The following is a 26,302-nucleotide window of genomic DNA, read 5'->3' on the forward strand; positions in this document are numbered from 1 at the left end:
CCGGGCGGCGGGTTGCGCGGGCTCGGCGGGTCGCCAGAGACGAGCGCCGCGGCGCGCGGCGCGGCCGGGTCCGGCCGCGGCACGGCGGCGAGAAGCGCGCGCGTGTAGGGGTGCCTGGGCGCGTCGAACACAGCCCGTTTCGTTCCCGTCTCGACGATCCGGCCGAGATACATCACCGCCACCCTGTCGGCGATGTGGCGCACGACGGCGAGGTCGTGCGCGATCAGCAGGAAGCCGAGGCCGAAGCGGTGCAGCAGGTCGCCGAGCAGGTTGATCACCTGCGCCTGGATGGACACGTCGAGCGCGGAGACGGGCTCGTCTCCGACGATCAGCTTCGGCTCGCAGGCAAGCGCACGGGCGATGCCGATGCGCTGGCGCTGGCCGCCCGAGAATTCGTGCGGGTAGCGCTGCGCGGCCTCCTCGCGGAGGCCGACGAGGGAGAGAAGCTCCGCCACCCGCGCCTCGACGGCGGCACCCTCGCGCAACCGGTGCAGGCGGATCGGCTCGGCGAGGATCTGGCCGACCGTCATGCGCGGGTTCAGCGAGGCGAAGGGGTCCTGGAAGATGAGCTGCATGTGCCGGCGCGCGGCGCGGAGCCGCGCCTCGTCCATCGCCGTCAGCTCCTCGCCGTCGAACAGGATCGTTCCGGCATCGGGCTCGATCAGCCTGAGCGCGAGCCGCGCGGCGGTGGACTTGCCGCAGCCGCTCTCTCCGACGAGAGCGAGCGTCTCGCCGGCGCGCACGGTGATGTCGATGCCGTCCACCGCGCGCACCGCGCCTGCCTGGCGGCCGAGCCAGCCGCCGGCGACGGGGAAATGCTTGCGAAGCCCGGTCGCCTGCAGGAGCGCGCTCATGCTGCCTCCGCGAACCGGTCGAGCGGGGCCTGCCAGCAGGCGGCGCGATGGCCCTCGCCGATCGGCGCGAAGGGCGGTGCGGCCTCGGTGCAGCGGGCGACGACGAACGGGCAGCGCGGCGCGAAGCGGCAGCCAGGCGGCCAGGCGGACGGGCTCGGCACGGCCCCCTCGATCGTCGCAAGCCTGCCGCGATCCTCGTCGAGGCGGGGGATCGCCCCCATCAGCCCGACCGTGTAGGGGTGGTTCGGCGCGGCGAAAAGCCGCCGCGCAGGCGCGGTCTCTGCCGCGCGGCCGGCGTACATCACCAACACCTCGTCGGCCATCTCGGCCACCACGCCGAGGTCGTGTGTGATGAGGATGATGGCCGTGCCGGACTCGGCCGCCATCTCGCGCATCAGGTCGAGGATCTGCGCCTGGATCGTCACGTCGAGCGCCGTGGTCGGCTCGTCGGCGATCAGCAGCTTCGGCCGGCACGCCATCGCCATCGCGATCATCACGCGCTGGCGCATGCCGCCGGAGAGGCGATGCGGATACTCCTCCGCCCGCGCCGCGGGATCGGGGATGCGGACGCGCCGGAGCATCGCGACCGCCTCCTCCCTCGCCTCGCGCTCGCCGATCGCGCGGTGCTCGCGGATCGCCTCGGCGATCTGGTCGCCCACCGTGAAGGCGGGGTTGAGGCTCGTCATCGGCTCCTGGAAGATCATCGCGATCTCGCCGCCGCGGAGCCGCCGCATGTCCGGCCCCGGCAGTGCGAGAAGATCGGCGCCGTCGAACACCACACGGCCGCGGATGCGTGCGTTTCGTGGCAGGAGCCGCATCAGGGCGAGCGAGGTGACCGACTTGCCGCAGCCGCTCTCGCCGACGATGGCGAGCGTGCGGCCGCGGGCGAGCGAGAACGACAGGTCCTCGACCACCTCGATCGGTCCGCGATCGGTCGCGAAGCCGACAGACAGGCCCTCGACGGAGAGGAGCGCGCTCATGAGCCCGGGGTGTCGTCGTCCGGCGTGCCCTCAGCCTCGACGGCTGCGGTGATCACCGCGCGGTCATAGGTTCCGGGGTGCCCAGGGCCGGCAAGGAAGCGGCGATAGACGGCGAAGCGCGCGCGCGAGCGGCGGTACAGGCGGCGGAGCTCGGGGATCGGCTCGGCATGGTCGTCGACGCGGATGTCGAGATCGGCATAGGGGTCGCGGCTCGCCACCTTCAGCGCCGCACTCTGCCTGCCGCGCGCATCGCCGCCCGCGGATTCTCCCGCCTCGAGCGCGATAAGCAGCCGCTCCGCCATGGGCAGCCGCGCCGCGGCAGCCTGCTCGTAGGCCCGTGCGGTGGCGAGGATCACCGCCTCACCTGCAAGCATGTTGCCCGCGACCGAACAGTCCTGCCCCTGCGTGTGGCCGGCCCAGGGCACGCAGCCTTCGCCGGTATGCTGCCCGATGCGCCCTTCTGCATCGAGGATGTGCAGTTGCCGCATCGCCCGGCCCGCATCGGCGCCAGTCAGCGCCGCGACAACGTCGGGCGCGACCTTGCCGTGGCGCAGCATCGCCAGCCCCTCGATCGCGTACATCGGGTTCATCAGCGCCTGGGTGGAGAGCGCGGCAACCCGGCCCTCGACATGCGGGCAGAGCGCGCCGACGGCGAAGAACCGCGTCGCGACCGCCACCCCGAGCGTGCCGTCCTCCGGGTCACGCGCGAGGATCGACCAGGTCACGATCCCGCCCTTTCCGTCATTCCCGCCACCGTGCGCTCCCCGCGTGTCATCGTTCCGTCTCTTCCGGCCGGCCCGCCTGTTAAGCACGCCCCGTGCCATGACGGAAGCAGGCTGCATCCGATCCGCCAGGCTGCGCGTATGTGATGGATGGGCGACTGGACAGATGCCGTGGGGAATGCACCCTGCTTGGCCGCAGGCCCGGGAAGGATGATGGAGAGACCGGCGGACACGACGGGCGACCATGCCTCGCTTCTCGCCGCTATCGCGCGCGGCGAGCGCGAAGCCCTGCGCCGCCTCTATGCTGCGGAGAGCCGCCGCCTCTACGGCATCGCGCTCGCCATCCTGCGTGACCCGGCCGCCGCGGCCGATGCGGTGCAGGATGCCTTCCTGAGAATCTGGTCGCGCGCAGGCACCTATGACGCGACGCGCGGCGAACCCCGCACCTGGCTCGCCGCCATCGCCCGGCACGTGGCGCTCGATGCCGCCCGCGCCCGCGGCCGCGAGACGCCGACGGACGACCCCGCGCTCGGCGATCGGCCGGTGGAGGAGGATCCCGTCTCGCGGCTCGATGACGCGGCCGATGCGGCGCGGCTTCGCGCCTGCCTCGAGGGGCTGCCGGAGAAGAACCGTCGCTCCATCGTACTCGCGTTCGTCGACGGGTTCAGCCACAGCCAGGTCGCTGCGCGGCTCGAGCTTCCGGTCGGAACCGTCAAGGCGTGGATCCGGCGCGGGCTCGCAAGCCTGAGGGAGTGCCTCGCGTCATGAGCACGCCCCTGTTCCCGCCCCTGCCCGACAGCCCGGAGGAGCGTGAGGCGCTCGCGGCCGAGTACGTGCTCGGCACGCTCGAGGCACGCGAGGCGACGATGGTGCGCGCCGCGATGGAGAGCGATGCCGCGTTCCGCGCCGTGGTGCTGATGTGGGAGGCGCGCCTCGCCCCCCTCGCCCGCGCCATCCCCGAGGCGGAACCGCCGGCTGGCCTGCTCGCCCGCATCGAGGCGCGGCTCGATGACCTGCCCGCGCCGCTGCCTGCGCCGCGCGGGGCCTCGCTTCGCGTCTGGAAGGGCTGGGCCGTGGCCTCGACCGCGATCGCCGCGGGCCTTGCCGCCTTCCTCATCCTCCGCCCCGCGCCGGAGCCTGCCGAGCCGCGCTTCGTCGCCGTGCTGCAGCAGGACCAGGCCGCCCCTGCCTGGGTGGTGGAGGCAACGCGCGAGGGCGGCATCATGCTTGCCGGCGCGGTGAACCCCCGCCCGCGCGACGAGGGCCGCGTGCTGCAGCTCTGGGGCCTCTACCAGGGAGAGTCGCAGCCCGTGTCGCTCGGCCTCGTTCCGCCCGATGGTCGCCTCGCGGTGGACCCGCGCGTGATGCCGCCGCGCGAGGGGATGCTGATCGAGATCAGCCTCGAGCCGCCGGGAGGCTCGCCCATCGGGCGGCCGACGGGGCCTGTGCTGTTCATCGGCCGCCTCGAGAGGGTGAACTGACGCTCACGGTTCCGTGAACGGCTGGATCTGCATCCGGTCGCCCTTCGCGCCGGTAGCACTGATGGATTGGCGGCAACGCCGGTCCGTCAGAGGAACAACCCGCGAAGGACCGACCCATGCGCTTCAGGACACTTGCCCTCGCCGCCACCGCACTCGCCCTGCCGGCGGCCGCCGAGGCGGCGACGCTGATCGGGCTCACCGCCGACAACCGCCTCCTCGCGATCGACAGCGACACGCGCCGCGCCGCAGCGCCCATCGTCATCCGCGGCGTCGAGGGCCGCGTCGTCGGCATCGACCAGCGCCCGGCCGACGGCGCGCTGTGGGCGCTGACCGATGCGGGCGTGCTCTACACGATCGACCCCGCGACGGGGGCCGCGACGATGCGGAGCCGGCTCTCGGAGAAGCTCGAGACGGGCGGCCGCACGGTGGTCGACTTCAACCCCGCCGCCGACCGCCTCCGCGTGATGGGCGTGACCGGCCAGAACCTCCGCATCAACGTCGAGACAGGGGCGACCATCGTCGACGGCACGCTGAAGTACCACCCGGAGGACCGCAACGCCGGCACCGCGCCGCGCATCACTGCGGGCGCCTACACCAACAGTGTCGCCGGCACGTCCTCGACCGCGCTCTACACGATCGACACGCTGCTCGGGCAGCTCAACCTGCAGGCCCCGCCGAACGACGGCGCGCAGCGCACGAAGGGGCAGACCGGCGTCGCCCTGCCGCCAGGCACTGCCTTCGACATCCTCTCGGACGGCAATGGCGGAAACACCGGCTTCGTGGTCGCCGCAGGCGCGCTGCACCGCATCGACCTCGAGAGCGGGGCGATCACCACGGCCGGCCCGATCGCCAACCTCCCCGCCGACGTGATCGACATCACGGCGATGCGCTGACGCGGCCGGTATCGTCGCAAACCGTCGCGGCGGCGGGCCGAGCCACGCTCACGAAAGGTCGTTCCGTGGGGGTTCGGCCGGCCAGCGGGTTCACTCCCGGCCCGCGCCGCGGCGAGCGAGGTGGCGCCCCGATCCCCCGGGGGCGCCACCTCGCAGCGTCAATCATCGATAGAACATCGTCGGCAGGAACAGCACGAAGCCTGGCCAGTAGGTCACGATCCCGAGGGCGATGAAGAGCGGGATGAGGAACGGCATCACCGCCTTCGTGACGTACTCGAAGCTCCTGTCGGCGATGCGCGCGAGAACGTAGAGCACCATGCCCACGGGTGGCGTGAGCAGCCCGATCACCAGGTTCAGCGTCATGATGATGCCGAAATGCACCGGGTCGACGCCGACCTTGGTGATCAGCGGCAGGAGCACCGGGACGAGGATGGTGATGGCCGCGATCGTCTCCATGAAGCAGCCGACGACGAGCAGGACGAGGTTCACGAGAAGCAGCACCATCGCCCTGTTCTCGGTGAGCGACAGAACGGCCGCGGCCACCTCCTCGCTGATGCGCGTCGTCGTCACGAGCCAGCCGAAGATCGAGGCACCGGCGACGATGACGAGCACGATCGCCGTCGTCTCGATCGTCTCCATCGAGACCCGCACGAGGCGGTTCCACCCGAGGGTGCGGTAGACGATGAGCCCGAGGATGAGGGCGTAGGCCGTCGCCGCGATGGCGGCCTCGGTGGGCGTGAAGATGCCCGACTTCATGCCGCCGATCAGGATCACCGGCGTCATCAGCGGCAGCACCGCCCGCCAGGTGGCATGCGCGAGGCGGAGCCAGGTGAAATGCGCATCGCGCGGATAGCCGCGAAGCCGCGCTTCGACCGCCACCCAGATGAACAGCACGACGGCGATCAGGAGCCCGGGCAGGATGCCGGCGGAGAAGAGCTGGCCGATCGAGGTATTGGCCATCACGCCGTAGATCACGAGTGGCAGCGAGGGCGGGATGATCGGGCCGATCACCGAGGAGGCCGCGGTGATGCCGATGGCGAAATGGTCGGGATACTTGTTGTCCCGCATCGCCTTGATCTCGATCGTGCCGAGCCCCCCGGCATCGGCCACCGCCGTTCCGGACATGCCGGCGAAGATGACGGAGGCGAACACGTTGACGTGCCCGAGCCCTCCCCTCGCCCAGCCGATCGAGGCGATGGCGAAGTTGAAGATGCGGTCGGTGATGCCGGCGCTGTTCATCAGGTTGCCGGTCATGATGAAGAAGGGCACGGCGAGAAGCGGGAAGCTGTCGATGCCGTTCACCATCCGGTGCACGACGACGAGAAGGGGGAGGTCGCCCTGCAGCGCGACGTAGAGCAGCGAGGAGCCGCCGAGCGCGACGACGACGGGAAGCCCGAGCAGCAATGCGGCGACGAAGGAGACGAAGAGGAGCGTGGTCACAGCCGCGCCCCCTCGGAGGGATCGGCCGGCTGCTCGGGCTCGCCCTCGCGGAACCGCACCCAGGTGTATTGCGCGAGGCGGAAGGCCGTCATCATCATGCCGGCGAGCACGCCCCAGTAGACCCAGCCGAGCGGGAAATCGATCACCACCATCGGCTGGTACATCATCGCCTCGGCGATGCTCCAGCAGAGCCAGGCGGAGATCGCGAAGAAGGCGATGGTGGTGATGCCGAGCGCGAGGCGCATCCAGCGCCGGGCACCGCGCGGGAGCAGGTTCGGCACGAGGTCGAGCGCGATGTGGGTGCCCTTCCGGGCCGCGAGCGCCGCGCCGACGAAGGCCGTGACCATCAGCAGGTAGCGGGCGATCTCCTCAGTCCAGGCGATGCTGTCGTTCAGCACGTAGCGGCTGAAGAACTGCGTGAACACCACCGCGGCAAGCACCCAGAACAGGGCGAAGGCAAGCCAGTCCTCGAACCGCCAGTCGCCCGGCGGCTCGTGCAGCTCGGCCTCCTCCTGGGCATGGATCAGCGTCTCGTAGCCGGGCTCCGGCTCGGTCGTTGTCGGGTCGTTTCGTTCCATCCGCTTGCCTTTCCCGCGGCCTATACTGCCCGCCGCACCCGGAGGGAGGGAACGGCATGCCGCGCATCACGCGCATCGAGATGACCCAGGTCGACCTCGCGCCGAAGACGCCGCGCTCGGACGCGATCCAGGCCTTCGTCACGCAGGAGACGCCGCTCGTCCGCATCACCACCGAGGATGGCGCGACCGGCATCGGTTACTCGTACACGATCGGCACGGGAGGGTCGTCGGTCATCGCGCTGATGCGCGACCATTTCGCCCCGCGGCTCATCGGCGCCGATGCGGACATGGTCGAGGCGATCTGGTCCGACCTGTTCTGGGCGACGCATTCGCTGGCCGTGGGCCCCGTCACCGCGCTCGCCATGGCGGCGATCGACACCGCCCTGTGGGACCTTCGCGGCAAGATGCTCGGCAAGCCGCTGCACGTTCTCGCAGGTGGTGCGAAGCCGCGCATCCCGGCCTACGACACCGAGAGCGGCTGGCTGCATGTCGAGGTCGCGCGGCTCGTCGAGGACGCGCAGGCCGCCGCCGGGCGCGGCTTCCGCGGCGTGAAGGTGAAGGTGGGCAAGCCCTCCGCGCGCGAGGACATCGCGCGGCTCGAGGCGGTGCGTTCGGCGATCGGGCCGGACGTGTCGCTGATGACGGACGCGAACCAGGGCTTCACCGTCGCCGAAGCCATCCGCCGCGCTGGGCTGTTCGAGGCTTCGGGGCTCGACCTCGCCTGGTTCGAGGAGCCGCTTCCGGCAGAGGACGTCGAGGGCCATGTGCGGCTCAACGGTGCGACGACGATCCCCATCGCCGTCGGCGAGAGCCTCTATCACCCAGCGCAGTTCCGCGACTATCTCGCGCGCGGCGCCTGCGGCATCGTGCAGGTGGATGTCGCGCGCATCGGCGGCATCACGCCGTGGCTGAAGGTCGCGCACATGGCGGAGGCGTTCAACGTCGCCGTCTGCCCGCACTACCTGATGGAGCTTCACCTGCCGCTCGTCTGCGCCGTGCCGAACAGCGGCTGGCTCGAGCACATCCCGCAGCTCGACGACATCACCGAAGCCGGCATCGCGATCGCCGACGGGCACGCCATCCCCTCCGATGCGCCTGGAAACGGCATCGCCTGGGACGAGGCGGCCATCGCGCGCAGGCAAGCCTTCAGCCCGATCATCGTCACCTGAGCGGCGATGGCGGCGATCAGGGACCTCACGGACGATGACCGGGCGGCCGTCGCGGCGCTCTGGCGCGGGCTGTTCGATGAGCATGCCGGGCGCGAGCACGAAGCGGCCGGGTGGCGGAGCGACGTCGCGTGCCTCGACGCGGCGATCGCGCGCTGGCTCGGCCGCATCCTCGACGGCGTCGAGGGCTTCGCACTCGTCGCCGAGGCCGGCACCGGCATCGCCGGCTTCATCGCCTGCTTCGAACGCGACCAGCCATGGCTTCACCCTGCCCGCCGCGGCGTGATCGGCGCGCTGGCTGTCGAACCAGCCTGGAGGCGGCAGGGCCTCGGCACCGCACTCCTGCGTACCGCAGAGGCCCGCTTCGCCGGCGCAGGCGTGGAGATCGTCGAGGCGTCGATCGCTGCGCGGAACGGCGTGGCGCGGCGCTTCTGGAAGCGGGCGACGTACGGCGATACGTCGCATACGGTTGCGCGCATAATAATCTCTCGCGGATAAGTTGAAGCGGAACAGCGTACCGCCGTATCGTTCCGTTCGACGAGAGAACCGACGCCGCATGACCGCAGGCGCGAGAGGAGCGACATGGAGCAGGATTTCGGAACCGCGCTGCCGCAGGTGCAGGGCTTCACCTTCCAGGAAGGCGGAACGATCCCGAACAGCGACAAGTTTGACCCTACGAACCGGCCGAACGGACGCCAATGGCAGGCGATGCTGGCGCAGATCCGCGAGACCGGCGACAAGACCTCCGAGACGACCCATTCCGGAAGCAACCACCCCTGCCAGACCGACGACTACCGCTGCGACCAGCAGGGCGGCGTGTCGGGCACCGACAGGATCAACACCCAGGTCCAGGTCGGCGGGGTGAACTACTACACGCGGAAGAAGTACAAGAACGCGAACGAAAGCACCTCCGTCACCGTCGTCCATATCTCCTCTGCCGCCTATGGCAACTCCCTGGTCAAGGAAGCACTTGCCCAGGCGCACGACTACAGCTTCAAGACCAACAAGGTCGTGGTGCTGACGCTCTCGGGCGGTTCGTCCTCCGTCGCAACGAGCAGCACGAGCACGGCACGGTCGCGCAGCTTCACCTGCCGCAAATGCGGGAAGAACTATCAGGCGCCGGATGCCATCGAGCTTGGCGTCAAGCTCAACTCCTACCCCCCGTCCTGCGGCAAGGTCGGCTGTTCCATCGTCCGCGACTGGTAGGAGGAAGGCGGGCGGCAGCACCGCCCGCCTCTGCCCGGCCCGCACGGTCAGTTCGTCCGCGCACCGAGCGCCTGGAACCGGTCATACTGCTGCCTGGTCCAGCCCGCACCGGCCTGGGCGTCGTTGTGCAGCGGCTGGGCGGCCGCGCGGAAGGGAGCGAGGTCCGGGCGCACCACCGTCTTGCCCTGCTGCTCGAACCAGGCAGGAAGCGTCTCCTCGGAGGTGCGGATCGCGTAGGTCGCGCGCGCTGCGGCCTCACGCCACACCTCCTCGAACATCGCGCGATCGGCTGCGGAGAGGCGACGCCACAGCGCGCCGGAGGAGATGGTCACGAGCTGGTCGACGATGTGGCCGGTCAGAACGATGTGGCTCTGCACCTCGTAGAACTTCTTCGCCTGGATGGTGGGAAGCGGGTTCTCCTGCCCGTCAACCGTGCCGTTCTGCAGCGCGAGATACACCTCGGCGAAGGCGATCGGCGTGGCATTCGCCCCGACCGAGCGGGTGAACATGAGGAACAGCGGCGCCTGTGGAACGCGCAGCTTCATCCCCCGCATGTCCTCGGGCCTGGCGATGGCGCGGTTGGCCGTCACGTGCCGCGCGCCGTAGTAGGTGAGCGCGAGGATCCTGTGGCCGGTCGCCCGGTCATAGGCGGCGGCGAGCTCCTTGAAGAGCTCGCTGTCGCGGTAGGCGAGCCAGTGGTCGAAGTCGCGGAAGATGAAAGGTGCGTTCGAGATCGCGAGCGGCCGGTAGCGCGAGCCGGCGAAGGCCGTTCCGGTGTAGATCATGTCGATCGTCCCGAGGGTGAGCGCCTCGTTGATCGCGGGCTCGTTGCCGAGCGCCGAGGCGGGGAACACCTCGATGCGGTAGCGGTTGTTGCTCCGCTTGGCGATCTCGTCTGCCGCCCACAGCGCCTCGGTGTGGTAGGGCTCGTTCGTCTCGTACACATGCGCGAAGCGAAGCCGCTGCTGTGCCTCTGCCGGCAGCGCGGCAAGCGTGGTCAGCGCCGCGGCGGCGGCGCCGAGCATCAGGCGACGGAACATTCCTTCTCTCCTCCCAGGCCGGCCCAGGCCGGCGAACGACGTGACGGCGCGGGAGCCGCCGCGAACCGGGCGGCTCCCGCCAGACGGCTCAGTTCGAGCGGGCGCCGAGCGCCTGCAGCCTGTCGTACTGCTCGCGCGTCCAGCCCGCGCCCGCCTGCGTGTCGTTGTGCAGCGGCTGGGCCGCGGCACGGAAGGCGGCACGGTCAGGACGCACCACCGTCTTACCCTGCTGCTCGAACCAGACAGGCAGCGTCTCCTCGGAGATGCGGATCGCGTAGGTCGCGCGGTTCGCGGCCTCGCGCCACACCTCCTCGAACACGGCCCTGTCGGCGGCCGAGAGGCGGCGCCACAGCGCGCCAGAGGCGATCGTGACGAGGCTTTCGGTGATGTGCCCGGTCAGCGCGATGTGGCTCTGCACTTCGTAGAACTTCTTCGCCTGGATGGTGGGAAGCGGGTTCTCCTGCCCGTCAACCGTGCCGTTCTGCAGCGCGAGATACACCTCCGCGAAGGCGATCGGCGTGGCGTTCGCCCCGACGGAGCGGGCGAACATCATGTAGAGCGGCGCCTGGGGCACGCGGAGCTTCATGCCCCGCATGTCCTCGGGGCGGTTGATCGCCTTGTTCGCCGTGGCGTGCCGCGCGCCGTAGTAGGTCAGCGCCAGGATCCTGTGGCCGGTCGCGCGGTCATACCCGGTTGCGAGCTCCTTGAAGAGGTCGCTGTCGCGATAGGCGAGCCAATGGTCGTAATCGCGGAAGATGAAGGGCGCGTTCGAGATCGCGATCGGGCGGAAGCGCGAGCCCGCGAAGGCGACGCCGGTGTAGATCATGTCGATCGTCCCGAGGGTCAGGCCCTCGTTGATCGCCGGCTCGTTGCCGAGCGCGGAGGCCGGGAACACCTCCATGCGATAGCGGTTGTTCGTCCGCTTGCCGATCTCCTCGGCCGCCCAGAGCGCCTCGGTGTGGTACGGCTCGTTCGTCTCGTACACATGGGCAAAGCGCAGGCGCTGCTGCGCCTCGGCGGGCGCGACAACGGCAAAGGCACCGGCCGCGAGCGCGGCACCGATCAGGAAACGACGCATGGCAAGGATCCTCCTCCCCTTCGGCCGGTAGGCCCGGCCGGTTCTGATACATCAGTTTGCGCAAAACCCGGGGCGGGGCGCAAGCCTGACCTTTCCGGCTGGCGAAGCGGACGGCCGGAGGATGGAACAACCGCCCCCGCTGCGCGATAGTCCGGCATCGAGTGGATGCGACACAGGGGAGCGAAGCATGCCGACACCGCCGCTTGCCATCAGGCTGCACGAGGGGGACGGCGTCGTCATCGCGCGCACCGACATCCTTCCCGGCACGCCCATCCCGGGCGAGACCGTTGCGGCAGCGAGCCGCATCCCGCCCGGGCACAAGATCGCCACGCGCGCGCACGCCCCCGGCGAACCGGTGAGACGCTACGGCCAGATCATCGGCATCGCGACGAAGCCGATCGCCCCAGGCGAGCATGTGCACAGCCACAATCTCGGCATGGGCGACCATGCGAAGGACTATGCCTTCGCCCGCGAGGCGCGGCCGACCGACTTCGTCGCCGAGCCCGCGACGTTCCAGGGCATCCTCCGCCCCGACGGGCGGGTGGCGACGCGCAACTACATCGGCGTGCTGACCACGGTGAACTGCTCCGCCACCGTCGCGCAGTACGTCGCCGATGCGTTCCGGCGGAACCCCTTCACCGGCCACGACCCGCTCGCCGACTTCCCGCACATCGATGGTGTCGTTGCGCTGACGCACAAGACCGGCTGCGGCATGAGCGACGACGAGCCGTTGCGCATCCTCCGCCGCACGCTCGCTGGCTACGCGATGCACCCGAACTTCGCCGCCATCCTCGTTCTGGGCCTGGGCTGCGAGGTGAACCAGATCCCCGGGCTGATGGAACAGGGCGCGCTCGACGGAAAACCCCGCGTGCGCGCGATGACCATCCAGGCCACGGGCGGCACGCCGAAGACGGTCGCCAAGGGCGTCGAGTTCGTGCGCGAGATGCTCGCCGATGCGAATGCGCAGGGCGCGCGCACGGCGGTGCCCGCGAGCCATCTCTGCGTCGCGCTGCAGTGTGGCGGGTCTGACGGGTACTCGGGCATAAGCGCCAACCCCGCCCTCGGCGCGGCCTCCGACCTCGTCGTGCGGAACGGCGGAACCGTCATCCTCTCCGAGACGCCGGAGACCTATGGCGCGGAGCATCTCCTCACCCGCCGCGCGGTGAGCGAGCAGGTCGGCCGCAAGCTCGTCGATCTCATGGAGTGGTGGGAGGAATACACGCGGAAGAACGGCGGCGAGCTCGACGACAATCCCTCCCCCGGCAACAAGGCAGGAGGGCTGACCACCATCCTCGAGAAGTCGCTCGGCGCCATGGCAAAGGGCGGCACGACCAATCTCGTCGAGGTATACCGCTACGCCGAGCCCGTCACCGCCAAGGGCTTCGTGTTCATGGACACGCCAGGCTACGACCCCGTGGCCGCCACCGGCCAGGTCGCCGGCGGTGCCAACCTCGTCTGCTTCACCACCGGCCGGGGCAGCGTCTATGGCTGCAAGCCCACGCCCTCGATCAAGCTCGCGACCAACACGCCCATGTTCCGCCGCATGGAGGACGACATGGACATCAACTGCGGCACGGTGATCGACGGCGACGAGACGGTGCCGCAGTGCGGCGATCGCATCTTCCGCCACATGCTCGCGATCGCCTCGGGCGAGCGCACCAAGAGCGAGCAGTGGGGGTTCGGCGCGGAGGAGTTCGCGCCCTGGGTGCAGGGCGCGACGATGTAGGCGAGACCGGCCGGAGCGCGCGCCCCGGCCGGAGCACCCTCAGCCGGCCTGGACCGTCTTCGCGTTCTGCTCGCCGAGGCCCTCGACCCACACGCGCATGGTCTGGCCCGCGCGGAGGAAGATCGGGTTCGGCTTCTTGCCCGCGCCAACACCGGGCGGCGTGCCGGTGGCGATGATGTCGCCGGGGTTCAGGCTGATGAAGTGCGAGACGTAGGAGACGAGCTTCGTCACAGGGAAGATCATCGTCTTCGTGGTGCCGTCCTGCATCACCTGGCCGTCCACATCGACGCCGAGGCGGAGGTCCTGCGGATCGGCCACCTCGTCCTTCGTCACGAGCCAGGGGCCGACGGGGCCGAACGTGTCATGCCCCTTGCCCTTGTCCCAGGTCATGCCCCGCTCGAGCTGGAACTCGCGCTCGGAGACGTCGTTGACGACGCAGTAGCCCGCCACATGCTCGAGCGCGTTGGCCTCCTCGACATATTTCGCGCGCGTGCCGATGACGATGCCGAGCTCGACCTCCCAGTCGGTCTTCTTCGAGAACTTGGGGATCTCGATGTCGTCGTTCGGGCCCGAGAGCGCCGACAGCGCCTTGATGAACACCACCGGCTCGGCCGGGATCGGCATGTTCGATTCCGCGGCATGGTCCGCGTAGTTCAGCCCGATGCAGATAAAGTTCCGCGTGCCGGTGAAGGGCGTGCCGAGGCGCGGCGTGCCCTCGACCTTCGGAAGAGCATCGGCCTTGACGGCCGCGAGCCGGGCCAAGCCGGCGGGCGACAGAAGCTCGGGCGTGATGTCGGAGACGACGCCGGAGAGGTCGCGCAGCGCGCCCGAGGTGTCGAGCATGCCCGGCTTTTCCGACCCCTTGGGGCCCCAGCGAAGAAGCTTCATCGGTGTTGTTCCCTTGCGATGTCGAAGTGTCAGAGTGTCCAGCCGCCGTCGATCACGATCGACTGGCCGGTGACGAACCCGCTCTCGTCGGAACCGAGATAGACGGCAAGCGCGGCGATCTCCTCCGCCGTGCCGAGCCGGCCCATCGCCTGGCGTGCGATGAAGGCAGCGCGCGCTGCCTCGACGCTGCCGGCCTGCGCGGCGTTCGCGGCGATGCGGTCCTGCAGCGAGGGCGTCTCGACCGTTCCGGGGCAGATGGCGTTGGCGCGGATGCGGGCCTTGACGTAGTCCGAGGCGATCGAGCGCACCATGCCGATCAGCGCCGCCTTCGTCACACCGTACACGAACCGGTTCGGCGCACCCTTGATCGAGGAGGCGGCCGAGGACATGACGATGATCGAGCCGCCGCGGCCGGCCTTGAGCATCGCGGGAAGGAGCGCCTTCGTCACCCGGAAGGCGCTCTTGACGTTGAGGTCGAACGCGAAGTCCCACTCCTCCTCGGTGCAGGTCTCGATCGTGTTCTGGTGCACGAAGCCCGCGCAGTTGAAGAGGATGTCGACCGCGCCGGCCGCCTCAGCCGCCTTCTCGATCGCGCCCCAGTCGCGCACGTCCAGCCGGGCGGTCGTGATGCCGGGAACGGCGCCGAGCTCGCCGAGCTTGTCCTCGTTGAGGTCCGTCGCGATCACAGCGGCACCCTCCGCGGCGAAGGCGAGCGCGGTTGCCCGTCCGATGCCCTGGGCCGCCGCGGTAACGAAGGCGCGCTTGCCCGATAGCCGTCCTGCCATGCCGATCCCTCCCTTGCGTCGCGCGCACCCTGCCGCGAGGCAGGGCGCCCGGCAAGAGGGGCGGCGGCGCCGGGAGGGGCGCCTCAGGCGGGGATGAGCGCCTCGCCGACCGAGGTGGAGGTGACCGTCTCGGCCTCGGCGAGCTCGTCCTCCGTCATGCCGTAGATGGCGCGGACCATCGGCGCGGTGAGCGCGGCGGGAGGGCCGTCGAACACCACGCGGCCCTTCGCCATGCCGACGATGCGGTCGCAATAGGCGCGCGCGGTGTCGAGCGTGTGGAGGTTGCAGATGACGGTGATGCCGTCCTCGCGGTTGATGCGCGCGAGCGCCTCCATCACCACGCGGCCGTTGCGCGGATCGAGGCTCGCGATCGGCTCGTCGGCGAGCAGGATCCGCGGCTCCTGCACCAGCGCGCGGGCGATCGCCACGCGCTGCTGCTGCCCGCCCGAGAGCGTCTCAGCGCGCTGCAACGCGGCGTCGGCCAGGTCGAAGCGGTCGAGCGTGCGGATCGCGAGCGCGCGCTCCTCGGCGGTGAAGAGCTTGAACATCGACGACAGCGTGCCGCGGTGGTTCAGCCTGCCGACAAGCACGTTGGTCAGCACGTCGAGGCGCTGAATCAGGTTGAACTGCTGGAAGATCATCGCGCAGCGCGTCCGCCACGCGCGCAGCGCGGTGCCGGAGAGCGCGGTGACATCGGCTCCGTCGAACATGATCCGCCCCTCGGACGGCTCGGCCAGGCGGTTGATCAGCCGAAGAAGGGTGGACTTGCCCGCGCCGGAGCGGCCGATCACCCCGAGCATCTGGCCATTGGGGACCGACAGCGACACCTCGTCGACGGCCGTGACGGAGCCGTAGCGACGCGTCAATCCCTGAAGCTCGAGCATCCCAGCGCCTCCCGCGATTGGCCGTGTCGAGGCCGATAGCGCATCGGGCGCCGGGCGCGGATGATGCTTCGATGACAGAACGCCTCAGCCGAGGCGTGCTGCCGCCTCCGGCGTCAGGTAGGCGAGCCTGCCTGCGGCGATCGTCGCCATCACCCTCGGCGGGCGCCCCTGCTCGGCGTCGACGAGAACCAGATCGGCCCGCAGCCCTTCGGCGATTCGCCCGCGATCATCGAGCTTCGCCGCCCGTGCGGGATTGGCCGAGACGAGCGCCCAGGCGTCGGGAAGAGCCAGCGCGCCGCGCGCGGCCAGGGCGAAGGCCGCGCGAAGCATGGCGGGGTAGTAGTAGTCGGAGGCGAGGATGTCGCACGCGCCCGCGCGCACCATCGCCTCGGCGCTGTGCCAGCCCATGTGGCTTCCGCCGCGCACCACGTTGGGGCAGCCCATGATCACCCCCTCGCCGGCGGCGCGCGCGGCAAGCCCGGTCTCGGCGTTCATCGGGAACTCGCAGATGCCGCAGCCGAGCGCGCGCCAGCGCGCGCGCACCGCAGGTGAGGCATCGTCATGGCTCGCCATCGGCAGGCCCGCCTCGCGCGCCGCGGCCGCCGCCCTCTCGACGAAGGTGGCGACCTCGCCCTCGCGGGCAAGCATCTCGCGGGCAAGCCTGAGGATCTCCGGCCCCTTCACATGCGCGCGCTCGGCGTATTTCGCCGCACGCGCAGGATCCTCCGACCGGCGCGCGATCTCGGCGGTGTGGTCGTTGAACGCGAGCAGGTCGATCCGTCCCGAGGCGATCGCGGCTTCCGCGTCCGGCCAGGCATCCATCGCATAGGTCTCGAGCCGGAGATGGATGCGGTTGTCGGCCGCGAGCGCGCCGTCGAGCCGCGCGCGGGCATCGAGCAGCGCGCGGAACGTCTCGACGCCGCGCAGGCCCGGCTCCCACGACAGCGTCACGCCGTGGAAGGCGGTGGTGATGCCGTTGGCGAGGAGCTGGCGGTCGGTGTCGATGAGCGCGATGTCGGCGGGGAAGTCTACGCCCGGGCGGGGCTGGAGCTGGCGCTCGAACGCATCGCCGTGGATGTCGATGAGGCCCGGAAGCAGCAGCCACCCGTGGGCATCGAGCACCGTGGCGCCGTTCGGGGCCGCGCCGCCGATGCGGGCGATCCGCCCGTCGGCGACCGTCACCTCCGCCTCCACGAGCGCGCCGTCGAGGAGCAGGCGCGCTCCGGCGACCGAGACTTCCCGTTGCGGTATCGTCACGCACATCCTCCGGCGATCAGAATTCGAAGACAAGCTGCACCCGGCCCGAGGGATAGAGGCCGATGCCGTACTCGACGGGAACGCCATCGGGGTCGACGTTCACGTTCTCCGCCACGATGACGGGCCGGTTCCGCGCCTGGCGGAGATGATCGGCCTCCTGCGGCGTCGGCAGCCGGGCGGTCACGCGCGTCGAGAGCCGCGTGTACTCGCCGAGGCCGCAGGCGGCGAGCGCGCGGGTGAGCGAACCGCCCTGCGCGGCGACGGCCTCCGGCAGCGTCGGGAAGCGAGCCTGGGGGAAGTGATGCATGCCGAAGGCGACGGGACGGCCATCCGCGAGGCCGAGGCGCTCGATCAGCCAGAGCGGCCGCCCCTTCCGGATGCGAAGGCCAGAGGCGGCGGCGTCGAAGGCCGGCACCTCTGCGATGCGCAGCACCTGGCCCGAAGGATGGCGGTTGCCCCGCGCGATCACCTCCGAGAAGCGCGTGCGCGGGCCGACGCGGTAGTCGACCACGTCCTCGGCCACGAAGCTTCCCCGCCCCTGCTCGACGCGCACCAGGCCGCGCCTCTCCAGCTCCTCCATCGCCCGCCGTACGGTGTGGCGGTTGACGCGGAACGAGGCGGCAAGCTCTGCCTCCGTCGGCAGGCGCGACCCGGCTGCGGCACGGCCGGCGACGATATCCGCCTCGATGGCCTGCTCGATCTGCCGCCAGAGCGTCACGCCCGCGCCGCGCTCGATCTCGCCCGCGTCGATGCTGCTGCGTGTCCGCTGTCTCTCGATCCGTTCCGTCGTCGCCATCTCCGCCTCGCCCGGCACCGGTTCGCGCGATGGCGCGGCCGCGTCACGACATCGTAACGCAGCCTTCACCGCAGGCGCGATTGCGGGGGAGAGTAGGTGTTGGTATGTACGGACGTCTAGACATGATTCGGGTGGACATGACTGGGGCGGGCCGATGCCGGATGCTCTGACCGATGCGCGACCGACTGAGGCGGAGGACGCCAGGCGCGGTCGCATGGCGGTGCTCGCCCGCGCGCCCGAGGCCGCGCTTGAAGCCGCGCTCGCCGCGCTCTCGCCTGCGCCCGCGTGGCAGGTCCTGCGTGGGCCGGAAACCGGCATGGTCATGGTGCGCGGCAGGATGGGCGGCAGCGGAAGGGCCTTCAATCTCGGCGAGATGACAGTGACGCGCTGTGCCGTACGGCTCGGTGACGGTCGCATCGGCCACGCCTACATCGCCGGTCGCGACGGGCGGCGGGCGGAGCTTGCCGCCGTGCTCGAGGCGACAGCGCAGGGCGCCGTGCCCCCTTCCCTCGCTCAGGCGCTCGCATCGATGCGTGCCGCGCAGGAGGCGGAGCGGGACGATCGCTCCCGCCGTGCAGCGGCAACGCGCGTTGAGTTCTACGGCATGGTGAGGATGGGATGAGCGAGGCGTCCCTGTCGCCGGGCTTCGCCCATCCCGTGCGCGATGCGCAGGCCGCCTTCCGCGCCCTGCTCGAGGCGGCAGCGCGGCCTGGGACGATCGCCTCCCTCCGCGTTCCCGCCGAGCCGCCGCCCTGCCTGCCGCCCGCGATGGCAGCGGTGGCGTTGACCCTCGTCGACGCGGACACGCCGCTCTGGATCGACGCCGCCGCGCACGAGGCTGCCGTCTGGCTCCGCTTCCATTGCGGCTGCCGCATCGTTGCCGATGCGCGCGAGGCAGGCTTCGTTTTCGCGGCCGACGCATCCGCGCTCCCCGACATGGCCACGCTGGATGCGGGGAGGGACGAGTATCCCGACCGCGGCGCCACGATCGTGCTCGCCGTGGCCGGCTTCGGCTCGGGTGCCGCGTTGCGACTGACCGGCCCGGGCATCGACGGCGAGCGCGTCGTTTCCGTCGAGGGGCTTGCGGCAGGCTTCGTCGCCGCCCGCGCGGCCAACCATCGCCTGTTCCCGCGCGGCGTGGACGCGATCCTCGTCTCCGGGGCGCACGCGATGTTCCTGCCGCGTAGCACTTCCATCGAGGAGGCCTGAGCGATGTACGTCGCGGTCAAGGGCGGCGAGAAGGCGATCGAGAACAGTCACGCGTTCCTCGCCGAGGTCAGGCGCGGCCCGGCCGACGTGCCGGCGCTTGCGCTCGAGCAGATCGAGGGCCAGCTCGGCCTCGCGGTCGATCGCGTGATGGCGGAGGCGTCGCTGTATGACCGGCGCCTCGCCGCGCTCGCGATCCGCCAGGCGCAGGGCGACCTCGTCGAGGCTGCCTTCCTGCTTCGGGCCTATCGCACCACGCTGCCGCGCTTCGGGGCGAGCCTGCCGCTCGACACGGCCGTGATGGCGGTGGAGCGGCGGGTGAGCGCGACCTACAAGGACCTGCCCGGCGGCCAGGTGCTCGGGCCGACCTATGACTACACGCACCGGCTCCTCGATTTCTCGCTCGAGGCTGGCGGCGAGACCGCCGCCGCGCCGCGTGCCGAAGCGCCGCTCGACGCAGCGATGCCGCATGTGTCCTCGCTTCTTGCCGGCGAGGGTCTGATGCGGCCCGAGGCGCCGGACGACGGTCGCGAGCCCGTCGACATCACCCGCGACCCGCCACGCTTCCCGGCCGACCGTTCCGCAAGGCTCCAGGCGCTCGCGCGCGGAGACGAAGGCTTCGTGCTCGCGATGGGTTACTCCACCCAGCGCGGCTATGGTGGCGCACACCCCTTCGCAGGCGAGATCCGCTACGGCGCCGTGACGGTCGAGCTCGTGCCGGAAGAGCTCGGCTTCCCCATCGAACTCGGCGAGATCATGGTCACCGAGTGCGAGATGGTGAACCAGTTCAAGGGAAGCCGGACCGAGAAGCCGCAATTCACCCGGGGCTACGGCCTGGTGTTCGGCCATGGCGAGCGCAAGGCGATGGGCATGGCGCTGGTCGACCGCGCGCTGATGGCGGCCGAGCTCGGCGAGGAGGCGGTGCACCCTGCGCAGGACCATGAGTTCGTGCTGAGCCATTGCGACAATGTCGAGAGCTCGGGCTTCGTGCAGCACCTGAAGCTGCCCCACTATGTCGACTTCCAGTCCGAGCTCGAGCTGATCCGGAGGTTGCGCGCGGAGGCCGAGGAGCGCCTCGCGGAGACGCGGCGGGAGGCAGCGGAATGACGCCGGCCACCACGCCCGATGCCGCCTACAACGAGGGCTATCTCGACGAGCAGACGAAGCGGATGATCCGCCGCGCCCTGCTCAAGGCCGTCGCCATTCCCGGCTACCAGGTGCCGTTCGCAAGCCGCGAGATGCCGCTCGCCTATGGCTGGGGAACGGGGGGGATGCAGGTCACGGCCGCCGTTCTCGGGCAGGGCGACGTGCTGAAGGTGATCGACCAGGGGGCGGATGATACGACCAACGCCGTCTCCATCCGTCGCTTCTTCACCCGCGTCAGCGGCGTGCGCACGACCGAGCGCACGGCGGAGGCAACCGTGATCCAGACGCGCCACAGGATCCCGGAGGAGCCGCTTCGGGCGCACCAGATCATCGTCTACCAGGTTCCGCAGCCCGAGCCGCTCAGGAAGCTCGAGCCGCGCGAGACCGAGTCGCGGCGCATGCACGCGCTGGCCGATTACGGGCTGATGCACGTGAAGCTCTACGAGGACATCGCCCGGCACGGTCGCATCACCCTCTCCTATGACTATCCCGTTCTCGTCGGCGGCCGCTACATCATGGCGCCCTCGCCCATCCCGAGCTTCGACAATCCCAAGATGGACAACTCGCCCGCGCTGCAGCTTTTCGGCGCGGGGCGGGAGAAGCGCATCTACGCAATCCCGCCGCACACGAGCGTGCGGAGCCTCGATTTCGAGGACCATCCGTTCCACCCCTGGCGTGCGACATCCTGCTGCGACCTCTGCGGCGCGGAGGACAGCTATCTCGACGAGGTGGTGATCGACGATCGCGGCGGGCGCATGTTCGTCTGCTCCGACACGGACTGGTGCGGCCAGAGGCGGGACGCCGGCCATCGCGGCCGGCTTGCCGGGCATGCGCTCGCCCGGAAGGAGACGGCATGATGGCGGAGGCACCGCTGCTGGAGGCAGACCGCGTCTCCGTCTCGTTCGGGCGCATCGCTGCTGTGCGCGAGGCCTCGTTCCGGCTGTGGCCAGGCGAGGTTCTCGCCATCGTAGGCGAGAGCGGTTCGGGCAAGACCACGCTGCTGCGCGCGCTGCACGGCGAGATCACGCCCGATGACGGCCGCGTTCTCTACCGGACCGCCGCGGGCGAGACGGTCGATCTGCACAGGCTGTCCGAGCCGCGCCGGCGGGCGCTCGCGCGCACGGAATGGGGTTTCGTACACCAGAACCCGCGCGACGGGCTTCGCATGGCCGTCTCCGCCGGCGGCAATGTGGGCGAGCGGCTCATGGCGGCCGGCGCGCGCCATTGGGGGCGCATTCGGGCCGAGGCGGAGGGATGGCTCGCGCGCGTCGAGATCGATGGCGGGCGGATCGACGACCCGCCGCGCACCTTCTCGGGCGGCATGCAGCAGAGGCTCCAGATCGCGCGCGTCCTCGTCACGGAACCGCGGCTCGTGCTGATGGACGAGCCGACGGGCGGGCTCGACGTCTCTGTCCAGGCGCGGTTGCTTGACCTCATCCGCAGCCTCGTCGGCGAGCTCGGCATCGCGGCGATCATCGTCACGCATGACCTCGCCGTCGCCCGCCTTCTCGCAGACAGGATGCTCGTGATGCAGCGGGGCGAGGTGGTGGAATCGGGGCTGACCGACCAGGTGCTCGACGACCCGCAGCATCCGTATTCGCAGCTCCTCGTGTCGTCGGTCCTGCAGGCATGAGCGCGCCGGTGCTCAAGGTGGAAGGGCTCGCGAAATCCTTCACGCTGCATCTCCAGGGCGGGCGGCGGCTGCCCGTGCTCCACGGCATCGATCTCGCCGTCGCGCCCGGTGACTGCGTGGCGCTCGTCGGGCCGTCCGGCGCGGGAAAGAGCACGCTGATGCGCGCGCTCTACGGCAACTATCTCGCTGGCGAGGGCCGCATCCTCGTCTCCCATGACGGCGCGATGGTCGACATCGCCTCGGGCGACCCGCGGCTGATCGTGTCGGTGCGGCGGCGGACGATCGGCTACGTCTCGCAGTTCCTCCGCGTCATCCCGCGCGTCAGCACGCTCGCGATCGTTGCCGAACCGGCGCGTCGCGCGGGCCTGGGCGAAGCAGAGGCCATCGAGCGTTCGCGTACGCTTCTCGCCCGCCTCAACCTGCCCGAAGCGCTGTGGGACCTGCCACCCGCGACCTTCTCAGGCGGCGAGCAGCAGCGCGTGAACCTCGCGCGCGGCTTTGCCTATCCCTACCCGATCATGCTTCTCGACGAGCCGACCGCGAGCCTCGACCCCGCAAACCGTGCCGTCGTCATTGGGCTGATCGAGGAGGCGAAGGCGCGTGGCGCGGCGATGGTGGGCATCTTCCATGACCGCGAAGTCCGCGAAGCGGTGGCGACGCGCTCGATCGAGGTCACTCCCCTCAGGGCGGAGGCGGCATGAGCATGGACCTGGTGCTCACCAACGCCCGCGTGGTCACGCCGTCGGAGGCGTTCCTCGGCACGGTCGTGGTGCGCGACGGACGGATCGCGCGCATCGACACGGGGCGCTCAGCCGTCGCCGGCGCGCAGGATCTCGAGGAGGACCTGCTGATCCCGGGCCTTGTCGACGTCCACACCGACAACCTCGAGAAGCACATGATGCCGCGCCCGGGCGTGCGCTGGTCGTCGCGCGCCGCGCTGCTCTCCCATGACGCGCAGGTCGCCGCGGCCGGCATCACCACGGTTCTCGACGCGCTCTGCGTCGGCGAGGTCGAGCACGCGGACCAGCGGGACCAGATGTTCCGCGAAGGGGTGGCGGAACTCCGTGCGCTGGCGCCCCGCGGGCTTCTCCGCGCGGAACATTTCCTGCATCTTCGCTGCGAGATCAGCGTCGAGGGCATGCGGGAGAGCTTCGCGCTGGTCGCGGGTGATCCGCTCGTGCGCATGGTGTCGCTGATGGACCATACGCCCGGCGTCGGCCAGTTCGCCGACATCGAGAAGTACAAGCGCAAGAATGCCCGCAACCTCGGCATGAACGAGCAGGAGGCGGAAGCGTATATCGGCCGGCGCTGGGCGATGCGCGAGCGCGTGCGGGAGCCGAACCGGGCCGCGATCCTCGCCGCCGTCGCGGGCCGCGACGTCGCTCTCGCAAGCCACGATGACCGCACGGAGGAAGAGGTCTCCTCCTGGGCAGAGGCCGGCATCGCGATCAGCGAGTTCCCCGTCACCGCTGTCGCCGCCGAGGCGGCGCGCAGGCATGGTATGGGAATCGTCGCCGGTGCGCCGAACATCGTCCGCGGCGGAAGCCACAGCGGCAATGTCCGCGCCGCCGACCTGATGCGTGACGGGCTCGTCGATGTCTTCGCATCCGACTACGTGCCTGGAGCGATGCTCGCCGCCGCGCTGATGGTGCACGAGAAGCTGCACGTGCCGCTTCCTGCGGCAATCGCCACGATCTCGCAGCGGCCCGCGCTGATGGTCGGCCTCGCCGATCGCGGCGCGATCGCACCGAAGTTGCGCGCCGACCTCGTCCAGGTCCACCTCGCTGACGGCCACCCGCTGGTGCGCCAGGTGTGGCGCGAGGGAAAGCGCATCGCCTGATGCATCGCTACGCCATCTACTACGCGCCGCCGCGCGCGCATCCGCTCTGGCGCGCCGGTTGCGCCATCCTCGGCCACGATCCGGAAACGGGCGAAGCCATCGACCAGCCGAGGCTTGACGGGTTCGAACCCGCGCGCGTCACCGCGATGACGGCGGAGGCGCGGCGCTATGGCTGGCATGCCACGCTGAAATCTCCCTTCGCCCTCGCCGATGGCACGTCCCGGGCCGAGCTCGAGGCCGAGCTCGCGCGCTTCGCGTCGGACCGCGAGGCGTTCGCCATTCCCGCGCTCAGGCTCGCCTGCTTCTCCGGCTACACGGTGCTCGTTCCCGCCGAACCGGTCGCGGCGCTCGACGCGCTCGCGGCCGACTGCGTGCGGGTGTTCGACCGGTTCCGCGCCCCGCCGTCGGAAGAGGAACTCGCCCGCCGCCGCCGGCGCGGCCTCACCTCCGAGGAGGAGGAGAATCTCCAGCGCTGGGGCTATCCGCGCGTCATGCGGCTATTCGAGTTCCACATGACGCTGACGGAGAAGCTCGGCGCCGAGGAGCATGCTCGCGCCGTCGCCGCTCTCTCAGGGCTCCTCCGGGAGGCGCTTGCGGCGCCGCTGCCGGTCGACGGCATCACGCTCTATGGCGAGGCAGAGAAGGACGGCCCCTTCGCGCTTCTCGCCCGCTACCGGTTCGGCCGCTGAACGAGGGCGAGGAAGCGGGCTGCGGCCTCCTCGAGCGTTCCGTCGTTGACGATCTCGTGCACCGCGAGGCCGAGCGCGGGCTCGGCGAGCGAAGCGCGGGCAAGACGGTCCGCGATCGCTGCGGCATCCTCCCGGCCGCGCCGCGCAAGCCGCTCGGCCAGGATCGGGGCAGGCGCGGTGATGCGGATGGGCAGCACGGGCCAGCGAAGACGTGCTGCCTCGCCGAGCACGGTGCGCGACACGGAGGCGACAACGATCATTCCGGCATCGAGCATCCGCGCGTATTGGGCCGGGATGCCGTAGCCATGGCCGTTCGCCTCCCAGCTCAGCAGGAATGATCCGGCCGCGCGGCGTGCCGCGAACTCTGGCCAGGTGATCGCCTCGTGCGCCTCCCCGACCGCCGCTTCGGGGCGCGTGATGGCGCGGCGTGCGAACACGATGCGCGAACCTGCGGGAAGCATCCGCGCGGCGGCGTCGAGAACGCTGTCCTTGCCCGCGCCGGAGGGGCCGAAGACGAGGGCGAGAAGCCCCTCGCTCATGCCGGGTCGTATTTCCGGCAGAACCCTTCGGCGCCGAGCGTGCGGAAATCGCCCAGCCGCTCCTTCAGCACCATGTGCGGCCAGTCCCACCAGGCGATGCGCAGGAGCGCCGCGCGGAGCTCCGGCGGGAAGCGGAAGCGGATGGGCCGCGCCGGAACGCCGGCGACGATGACGAAATCAGGCACGTCCTTGGAGACGACCGCCCCCGCCCCGATCGCCGCACCTGTGCCGATCGTGACGCCGGGAAGGATCGTCGCGCCATGGCCGACCCAGATATCGTGGCCGAGCGTCACGTGCGAGGCGCGGCGCCAGTCGAAGAACGCGTCCTCGTCCTCGCCGAGCTCGTACTTCGCCGCGCGATAGGTGAAGTGGTGCAGCGCCGCGCGCTCGAGCGGGTGGTTGCCTGGGTTGATGCGGGTGTGGGCGGCGATCGAGCAGAAGCGGCCGATCGTGGCGTAGATGATCGAGCTGTCGTTCACCACGTAGCTGTAGTCGCCCATCGTCGTCTCGGCGATCGAGGTGCGGGCGCCGACCTCCGTCCACGCCCCGAGCGTGCTGTCCCGCACATGCGCGGTGGGGTGGATCGTCGGTTCGGTCGAGAGATGCGAGGCTTCGGTCATGCAGGGACGGTCCGCTCCGGTCAGGCGCGGATGATGGCACGGCGGATGCGCCCTGACACCGTGTCGATGAGCCAGACGGCGGCGAGGATCATCAGGATGATGAAGGCCGCCTCGTCCCAGTCATTGATGCGGATGCGCTCCGACAGCGCGAGCCCGATGCCGCCTGCGCCGACCACGCCGAGGATGGAGGCCGAGCGCACGTTGCTCTCGAAGAAGTAGAGGACGTGGCTCAGCATCACCGGCAGCACTTGCGGGGCGAGCCCGAACCGGGCCTCGTCGAGCCTGCTTCCGCCACAGGCGCGCACGGCCTCGACGGGACGCCGGTCGGCGTTCTCGATGGCCTCGGAGAAGAGCTTGGCGAAGATGCCGATATCCGGCACCGCCAGCGCAAGCACACCCGCGAAAGGGCCCATGCCTACGGCCGAGACGAAGATCAGCGCCCAGATCAGGCTGTCCACCCCCCGAAGCGTGTCGAAGCCGCGGCGGAAGAGGAACCGCAGCACGGGCGCGGGCAGTGCGTTGCGGGCGCCGAGGAAGCCCAGCGGCAGGGCGATGAGCGCGGCGAGAAGCGTGCCGAGGAAGGCCATGGCGAGCGTCTCGCCGAGCGCTCCGAGAAGCGGCAGGAACGCCCCGCCCGAGGAGGGCGGCAGCATGAAGCGGACGAGGAAGCCGAGCTTGCCGAGCCCGGTCGTGAAGGCCTCCATGGTCGGCGCGACGCGCCAGCAGGCAAAGGCGAACACGGCGAGCGCGGCAAGGCAGAGCGCCGCGCGCGCCAGCCGCTCGCGCGGCGGCCGTGCGAACGCGCGCGGGTGCGCGGCGCGCAACGCCTCGAGCGAGGCGGCGCTCATGCGCGCG

Annotated in this window: 30 protein-coding genes; 15 read left to right on the forward strand and 15 right to left on the reverse strand. The window is 70.5% G+C overall.

Going from position 1 to position 26,302, the window contains the following annotated elements:
* The 3 genes from FIF60_RS18470 to FIF60_RS18480 form a co-directional block, all read right to left on the reverse strand.
* Positions 1 to 854, reverse strand: an 854-nt coding sequence (locus tag FIF60_RS18470; RefSeq protein ID WP_144299764.1) for an ABC transporter ATP-binding protein, incomplete at its 3' end; no start/stop codon positions are given.
* The gene (locus FIF60_RS18475) at positions 851 to 1,834 is read right to left on the reverse strand and encodes an ABC transporter ATP-binding protein (RefSeq protein ID WP_144299765.1); all 984 of its coding nucleotides are present in this window, start codon (positions 1,832 to 1,834) and stop codon (positions 851 to 853) included. The genes FIF60_RS18470 and FIF60_RS18475, both read right to left, overlap by 4 nt.
* Complete coding sequence (locus FIF60_RS18480; RefSeq protein WP_144299766.1) at positions 1,831 to 2,559, reverse strand: DUF1028 domain-containing protein; 729 nt, start codon at positions 2,557 to 2,559, stop codon at positions 1,831 to 1,833. The genes FIF60_RS18475 and FIF60_RS18480 overlap by 4 nt, the downstream gene beginning before the upstream one ends.
* Positions 2,560 to 2,769: 210 nt before the next feature.
* Between FIF60_RS18480 and FIF60_RS18485 the strand changes: the two genes are divergently transcribed.
* From FIF60_RS18485 to FIF60_RS18495, 3 genes are all read left to right on the forward strand, one after another.
* Complete coding sequence (locus FIF60_RS18485) at positions 2,770 to 3,324, forward strand: sigma-70 family RNA polymerase sigma factor (protein WP_144299767.1); 555 nt, start codon at positions 2,770 to 2,772, stop codon at positions 3,322 to 3,324.
* On the forward strand, positions 3,321 to 4,037 hold the full coding sequence (locus tag FIF60_RS18490) for an anti-sigma factor (protein WP_144299768.1): 717 nt from the start codon (positions 3,321 to 3,323) through the stop codon (positions 4,035 to 4,037). The genes FIF60_RS18485 and FIF60_RS18490 overlap by 4 nt, the downstream gene beginning before the upstream one ends.
* Positions 4,038 to 4,153: 116 nt before the next feature.
* On the forward strand, positions 4,154 to 4,930 hold the full coding sequence (locus tag FIF60_RS18495; RefSeq protein ID WP_144299769.1) for a DUF4394 domain-containing protein: 777 nt from the start codon (positions 4,154 to 4,156) through the stop codon (positions 4,928 to 4,930).
* Positions 4,931 to 5,092: 162 nt separating this feature from the next.
* Here the strand turns inward: FIF60_RS18495 and FIF60_RS18500 are convergent, their stop codons facing one another.
* Together FIF60_RS18500 and FIF60_RS18505 are read right to left on the reverse strand one after the other, a co-directional pair.
* Entirely contained in the window at positions 5,093 to 6,370 is a 1,278-nt protein-coding gene (locus FIF60_RS18500) for a TRAP transporter large permease (protein ID WP_144299770.1), read from the reverse strand.
* Complete coding sequence (locus FIF60_RS18505) at positions 6,367 to 6,948, reverse strand: TRAP transporter small permease (protein ID WP_144299771.1); 582 nt, start codon at positions 6,946 to 6,948, stop codon at positions 6,367 to 6,369. The genes FIF60_RS18500 and FIF60_RS18505 overlap by 4 nt, the downstream gene beginning before the upstream one ends.
* A gap of 56 nt (positions 6,949 to 7,004) precedes the next feature.
* Here FIF60_RS18505 and FIF60_RS18510 point away from each other — a divergent pair, with 56 nt between their 5' ends.
* From FIF60_RS18510 to FIF60_RS18520, 3 genes are all read left to right on the forward strand, one after another.
* Positions 7,005 to 8,117, forward strand: coding sequence for a mandelate racemase/muconate lactonizing enzyme family protein (locus FIF60_RS18510; RefSeq protein ID WP_144299772.1), 1,113 nt, complete (start codon positions 7,005 to 7,007; stop codon positions 8,115 to 8,117).
* Between the two features lie 6 nt (positions 8,118 to 8,123).
* Positions 8,124 to 8,612, forward strand: coding sequence for a GNAT family N-acetyltransferase (locus FIF60_RS18515; protein WP_144299773.1), 489 nt, complete (start codon positions 8,124 to 8,126; stop codon positions 8,610 to 8,612).
* Between the two features lie 84 nt (positions 8,613 to 8,696).
* On the forward strand, positions 8,697 to 9,320 hold the full coding sequence (locus FIF60_RS18520) for a hypothetical protein (RefSeq protein ID WP_144299774.1): 624 nt from the start codon (positions 8,697 to 8,699) through the stop codon (positions 9,318 to 9,320).
* Positions 9,321 to 9,367: 47 nt separating this feature from the next.
* On the opposite strand, the gene FIF60_RS18525 is transcribed toward FIF60_RS18520, so the two are convergent.
* On the reverse strand, positions 9,368 to 10,360 hold the full coding sequence (locus FIF60_RS18525) for a sialic acid TRAP transporter substrate-binding protein SiaP (protein WP_239451704.1): 993 nt from the start codon (positions 10,358 to 10,360) through the stop codon (positions 9,368 to 9,370).
* 88 nt (positions 10,361 to 10,448) lie between these two features.
* On the reverse strand, positions 10,449 to 11,438 hold the full coding sequence (locus FIF60_RS18530) for a sialic acid TRAP transporter substrate-binding protein SiaP (RefSeq protein WP_144299775.1): 990 nt from the start codon (positions 11,436 to 11,438) through the stop codon (positions 10,449 to 10,451).
* A gap of 187 nt (positions 11,439 to 11,625) precedes the next feature.
* On the opposite strand from FIF60_RS18530, the gene FIF60_RS18535 reads away from it, so the two are divergent.
* Positions 11,626 to 13,164, forward strand: coding sequence for a UxaA family hydrolase (locus tag FIF60_RS18535; protein ID WP_144299776.1), 1,539 nt, complete (start codon positions 11,626 to 11,628; stop codon positions 13,162 to 13,164).
* Between the two features lie 39 nt (positions 13,165 to 13,203).
* Here the strand turns inward: FIF60_RS18535 and FIF60_RS18540 are convergent, their stop codons facing one another.
* The 5 genes from FIF60_RS18540 to phnF all read right to left on the reverse strand — a co-directional run bounded on the left by FIF60_RS18540 (position 13,204) and on the right by phnF (position 17,774).
* Positions 13,204 to 14,052: a fumarylacetoacetate hydrolase family protein gene (locus tag FIF60_RS18540; protein WP_144299777.1), complete on the reverse strand. Its 849-nt coding sequence runs from the start codon at positions 14,050 to 14,052 to the stop codon at positions 13,204 to 13,206.
* Positions 14,053 to 14,081: 29 nt separating this feature from the next.
* Entirely contained in the window at positions 14,082 to 14,837 is a 756-nt protein-coding gene (locus FIF60_RS18545) for an SDR family oxidoreductase (protein ID WP_144299778.1), read from the reverse strand.
* Positions 14,838 to 14,920: 83 nt separating this feature from the next.
* Positions 14,921 to 15,721: a phosphonate ABC transporter ATP-binding protein gene (gene phnC / locus FIF60_RS18550; protein ID WP_144299779.1), complete on the reverse strand. Its 801-nt coding sequence runs from the start codon at positions 15,719 to 15,721 to the stop codon at positions 14,921 to 14,923.
* Between the two features lie 84 nt (positions 15,722 to 15,805).
* Positions 15,806 to 16,978, reverse strand: a complete 1,173-nt coding sequence (locus FIF60_RS18555) for an alpha-D-ribose 1-methylphosphonate 5-triphosphate diphosphatase (protein ID WP_204251250.1) — start codon at positions 16,976 to 16,978, stop codon at positions 15,806 to 15,808.
* Positions 16,979 to 16,994: 16 nt separating this feature from the next.
* Positions 16,995 to 17,774 carry a phosphonate metabolism transcriptional regulator PhnF gene (phnF, locus tag FIF60_RS18560; protein WP_144299781.1) on the reverse strand — a complete coding sequence of 260 codons (780 nt, stop codon included), beginning with the start codon at positions 17,772 to 17,774 and terminating at the stop codon, positions 16,995 to 16,997.
* A gap of 154 nt (positions 17,775 to 17,928) precedes the next feature.
* On the opposite strand from phnF, the gene phnG reads away from it, so the two are divergent.
* Genes phnG through FIF60_RS18600 form a run of 8 tightly spaced genes read left to right on the forward strand, consistent with a single transcriptional unit; the run spans position 17,929 to position 24,288 of the window.
* Positions 17,929 to 18,396 (forward strand): phosphonate C-P lyase system protein PhnG, encoded by a 468-nt coding sequence (gene phnG, locus FIF60_RS18565; RefSeq protein WP_239451705.1) that lies wholly within the window; start codon positions 17,929 to 17,931, stop codon positions 18,394 to 18,396.
* Positions 18,393 to 18,983 carry a phosphonate C-P lyase system protein PhnH gene (phnH, locus tag FIF60_RS18570; protein WP_239451706.1) on the forward strand — a complete coding sequence of 197 codons (591 nt, stop codon included), beginning with the start codon at positions 18,393 to 18,395 and terminating at the stop codon, positions 18,981 to 18,983. The genes phnG and phnH overlap by 4 nt, the downstream gene beginning before the upstream one ends.
* Before the next feature lie 3 nt (positions 18,984 to 18,986).
* A complete protein-coding gene (locus FIF60_RS18575) occupies positions 18,987 to 20,087 on the forward strand; it encodes a carbon-phosphorus lyase complex subunit PhnI (protein WP_144299782.1) in 1,101 nt (366 codons plus the stop codon).
* Positions 20,084 to 20,983, forward strand: coding sequence for an alpha-D-ribose 1-methylphosphonate 5-phosphate C-P-lyase PhnJ (locus FIF60_RS18580; RefSeq protein ID WP_144299783.1), 900 nt, complete (start codon positions 20,084 to 20,086; stop codon positions 20,981 to 20,983). The genes FIF60_RS18575 and FIF60_RS18580 overlap by 4 nt, the downstream gene beginning before the upstream one ends.
* Positions 20,983 to 21,759, forward strand: a complete 777-nt coding sequence (phnK, locus tag FIF60_RS18585; protein WP_144299784.1) for a phosphonate C-P lyase system protein PhnK — start codon at positions 20,983 to 20,985, stop codon at positions 21,757 to 21,759. The genes FIF60_RS18580 and phnK overlap by 1 nt, the downstream gene beginning before the upstream one ends.
* Positions 21,756 to 22,460 (forward strand): phosphonate C-P lyase system protein PhnL, encoded by a 705-nt coding sequence (phnL, locus tag FIF60_RS18590; RefSeq protein ID WP_144299785.1) that lies wholly within the window; start codon positions 21,756 to 21,758, stop codon positions 22,458 to 22,460. Before phnK ends, phnL begins: the two co-directional genes overlap by 4 nt.
* Positions 22,457 to 23,599: an alpha-D-ribose 1-methylphosphonate 5-triphosphate diphosphatase gene (locus tag FIF60_RS18595; protein WP_144299786.1), complete on the forward strand. Its 1,143-nt coding sequence runs from the start codon at positions 22,457 to 22,459 to the stop codon at positions 23,597 to 23,599. The genes phnL and FIF60_RS18595 overlap by 4 nt, the downstream gene beginning before the upstream one ends.
* Positions 23,599 to 24,288 (forward strand): DUF1045 domain-containing protein, encoded by a 690-nt coding sequence (locus tag FIF60_RS18600; protein WP_144299787.1) that lies wholly within the window; start codon positions 23,599 to 23,601, stop codon positions 24,286 to 24,288. Before FIF60_RS18595 ends, FIF60_RS18600 begins: the two co-directional genes overlap by 1 nt.
* On the opposite strand, the gene phnN is transcribed toward FIF60_RS18600, so the two are convergent.
* From phnN to phnE, 3 genes are all read right to left on the reverse strand, one after another.
* On the reverse strand, positions 24,270 to 24,827 hold the full coding sequence (phnN, locus tag FIF60_RS18605) for a phosphonate metabolism protein/1,5-bisphosphokinase (PRPP-forming) PhnN (protein ID WP_144299788.1): 558 nt from the start codon (positions 24,825 to 24,827) through the stop codon (positions 24,270 to 24,272). The genes FIF60_RS18600 and phnN overlap by 19 nt on opposite strands.
* Complete coding sequence (locus tag FIF60_RS18610) at positions 24,824 to 25,447, reverse strand: LbetaH domain-containing protein (protein WP_144299789.1); 624 nt, start codon at positions 25,445 to 25,447, stop codon at positions 24,824 to 24,826. The genes phnN and FIF60_RS18610 overlap by 4 nt, the downstream gene beginning before the upstream one ends.
* A 20-nt stretch (positions 25,448 to 25,467) precedes the next feature.
* Positions 25,468 to 26,302: phosphonate ABC transporter, permease protein PhnE (phnE, locus tag FIF60_RS18615; protein WP_338032109.1), on the reverse strand; the 835-nt coding region annotated here is incomplete at its 5' end.

Source organism: Elioraea rosea, assembly GCF_007644105.1.
GTDB classification, from domain to species: domain Bacteria; phylum Pseudomonadota; class Alphaproteobacteria; order Acetobacterales; family Acetobacteraceae; genus Elioraea_A; species Elioraea_A rosea.

Coding starts and splice junctions, on each gene's coding strand:
- FIF60_RS18475 (WP_144299765.1), bottom strand. CDS start 1,834: ATGAGCGCGCTCCTCTCCGTCGAGGGCCTGTCTGTCGGCTTCGCGACC.
- FIF60_RS18510 (WP_144299772.1), top strand. CDS start 7,005: ATGCCGCGCATCACGCGCATCGAGATGACCCAGGTCGACCTCGCGCCG.
- phnH (WP_239451706.1), top strand. CDS start 18,393: ATGAGCGAGGCGTCCCTGTCGCCGGGCTTCGCCCATCCCGTGCGCGAT.
- phnC (WP_144299779.1), bottom strand. CDS start 15,721: ATGCTCGAGCTTCAGGGATTGACGCGTCGCTACGGCTCCGTCACGGCC.
- FIF60_RS18525 (WP_239451704.1), bottom strand. CDS start 10,360: ATGTTCCGTCGCCTGATGCTCGGCGCCGCCGCCGCGGCGCTGACCACG.
- FIF60_RS18595 (WP_144299786.1), top strand. CDS start 22,457: ATGAGCATGGACCTGGTGCTCACCAACGCCCGCGTGGTCACGCCGTCG.
- FIF60_RS18515 (WP_144299773.1), top strand. CDS start 8,124: ATGGCGGCGATCAGGGACCTCACGGACGATGACCGGGCGGCCGTCGCG.
- FIF60_RS18530 (WP_144299775.1), bottom strand. CDS start 11,438: ATGCGTCGTTTCCTGATCGGTGCCGCGCTCGCGGCCGGTGCCTTTGCC.
- phnN (WP_144299788.1), bottom strand. CDS start 24,827: ATGAGCGAGGGGCTTCTCGCCCTCGTCTTCGGCCCCTCCGGCGCGGGC.
- FIF60_RS18545 (WP_144299778.1), bottom strand. CDS start 14,837: ATGGCAGGACGGCTATCGGGCAAGCGCGCCTTCGTTACCGCGGCGGCC.
- FIF60_RS18485 (WP_144299767.1), top strand. CDS start 2,770: ATGGAGAGACCGGCGGACACGACGGGCGACCATGCCTCGCTTCTCGCC.
- FIF60_RS18490 (WP_144299768.1), top strand. CDS start 3,321: ATGAGCACGCCCCTGTTCCCGCCCCTGCCCGACAGCCCGGAGGAGCGT.
- phnK (WP_144299784.1), top strand. CDS start 20,983: ATGGCGGAGGCACCGCTGCTGGAGGCAGACCGCGTCTCCGTCTCGTTC.
- FIF60_RS18540 (WP_144299777.1), bottom strand. CDS start 14,052: ATGAAGCTTCTTCGCTGGGGCCCCAAGGGGTCGGAAAAGCCGGGCATG.
- FIF60_RS18600 (WP_144299787.1), top strand. CDS start 23,599: ATGCATCGCTACGCCATCTACTACGCGCCGCCGCGCGCGCATCCGCTC.
- phnG (WP_239451705.1), top strand. CDS start 17,929: ATGCCGGATGCTCTGACCGATGCGCGACCGACTGAGGCGGAGGACGCC.
- FIF60_RS18505 (WP_144299771.1), bottom strand. CDS start 6,948: ATGGAACGAAACGACCCGACAACGACCGAGCCGGAGCCCGGCTACGAG.
- phnL (WP_144299785.1), top strand. CDS start 21,756: ATGAGCGCGCCGGTGCTCAAGGTGGAAGGGCTCGCGAAATCCTTCACG.
- FIF60_RS18520 (WP_144299774.1), top strand. CDS start 8,697: ATGGAGCAGGATTTCGGAACCGCGCTGCCGCAGGTGCAGGGCTTCACC.
- FIF60_RS18580 (WP_144299783.1), top strand. CDS start 20,084: ATGACGCCGGCCACCACGCCCGATGCCGCCTACAACGAGGGCTATCTC.
- FIF60_RS18575 (WP_144299782.1), top strand. CDS start 18,987: ATGTACGTCGCGGTCAAGGGCGGCGAGAAGGCGATCGAGAACAGTCAC.
- phnF (WP_144299781.1), bottom strand. CDS start 17,774: ATGGCGACGACGGAACGGATCGAGAGACAGCGGACACGCAGCAGCATC.
- FIF60_RS18535 (WP_144299776.1), top strand. CDS start 11,626: ATGCCGACACCGCCGCTTGCCATCAGGCTGCACGAGGGGGACGGCGTC.
- FIF60_RS18610 (WP_144299789.1), bottom strand. CDS start 25,447: ATGACCGAAGCCTCGCATCTCTCGACCGAACCGACGATCCACCCCACC.
- FIF60_RS18495 (WP_144299769.1), top strand. CDS start 4,154: ATGCGCTTCAGGACACTTGCCCTCGCCGCCACCGCACTCGCCCTGCCG.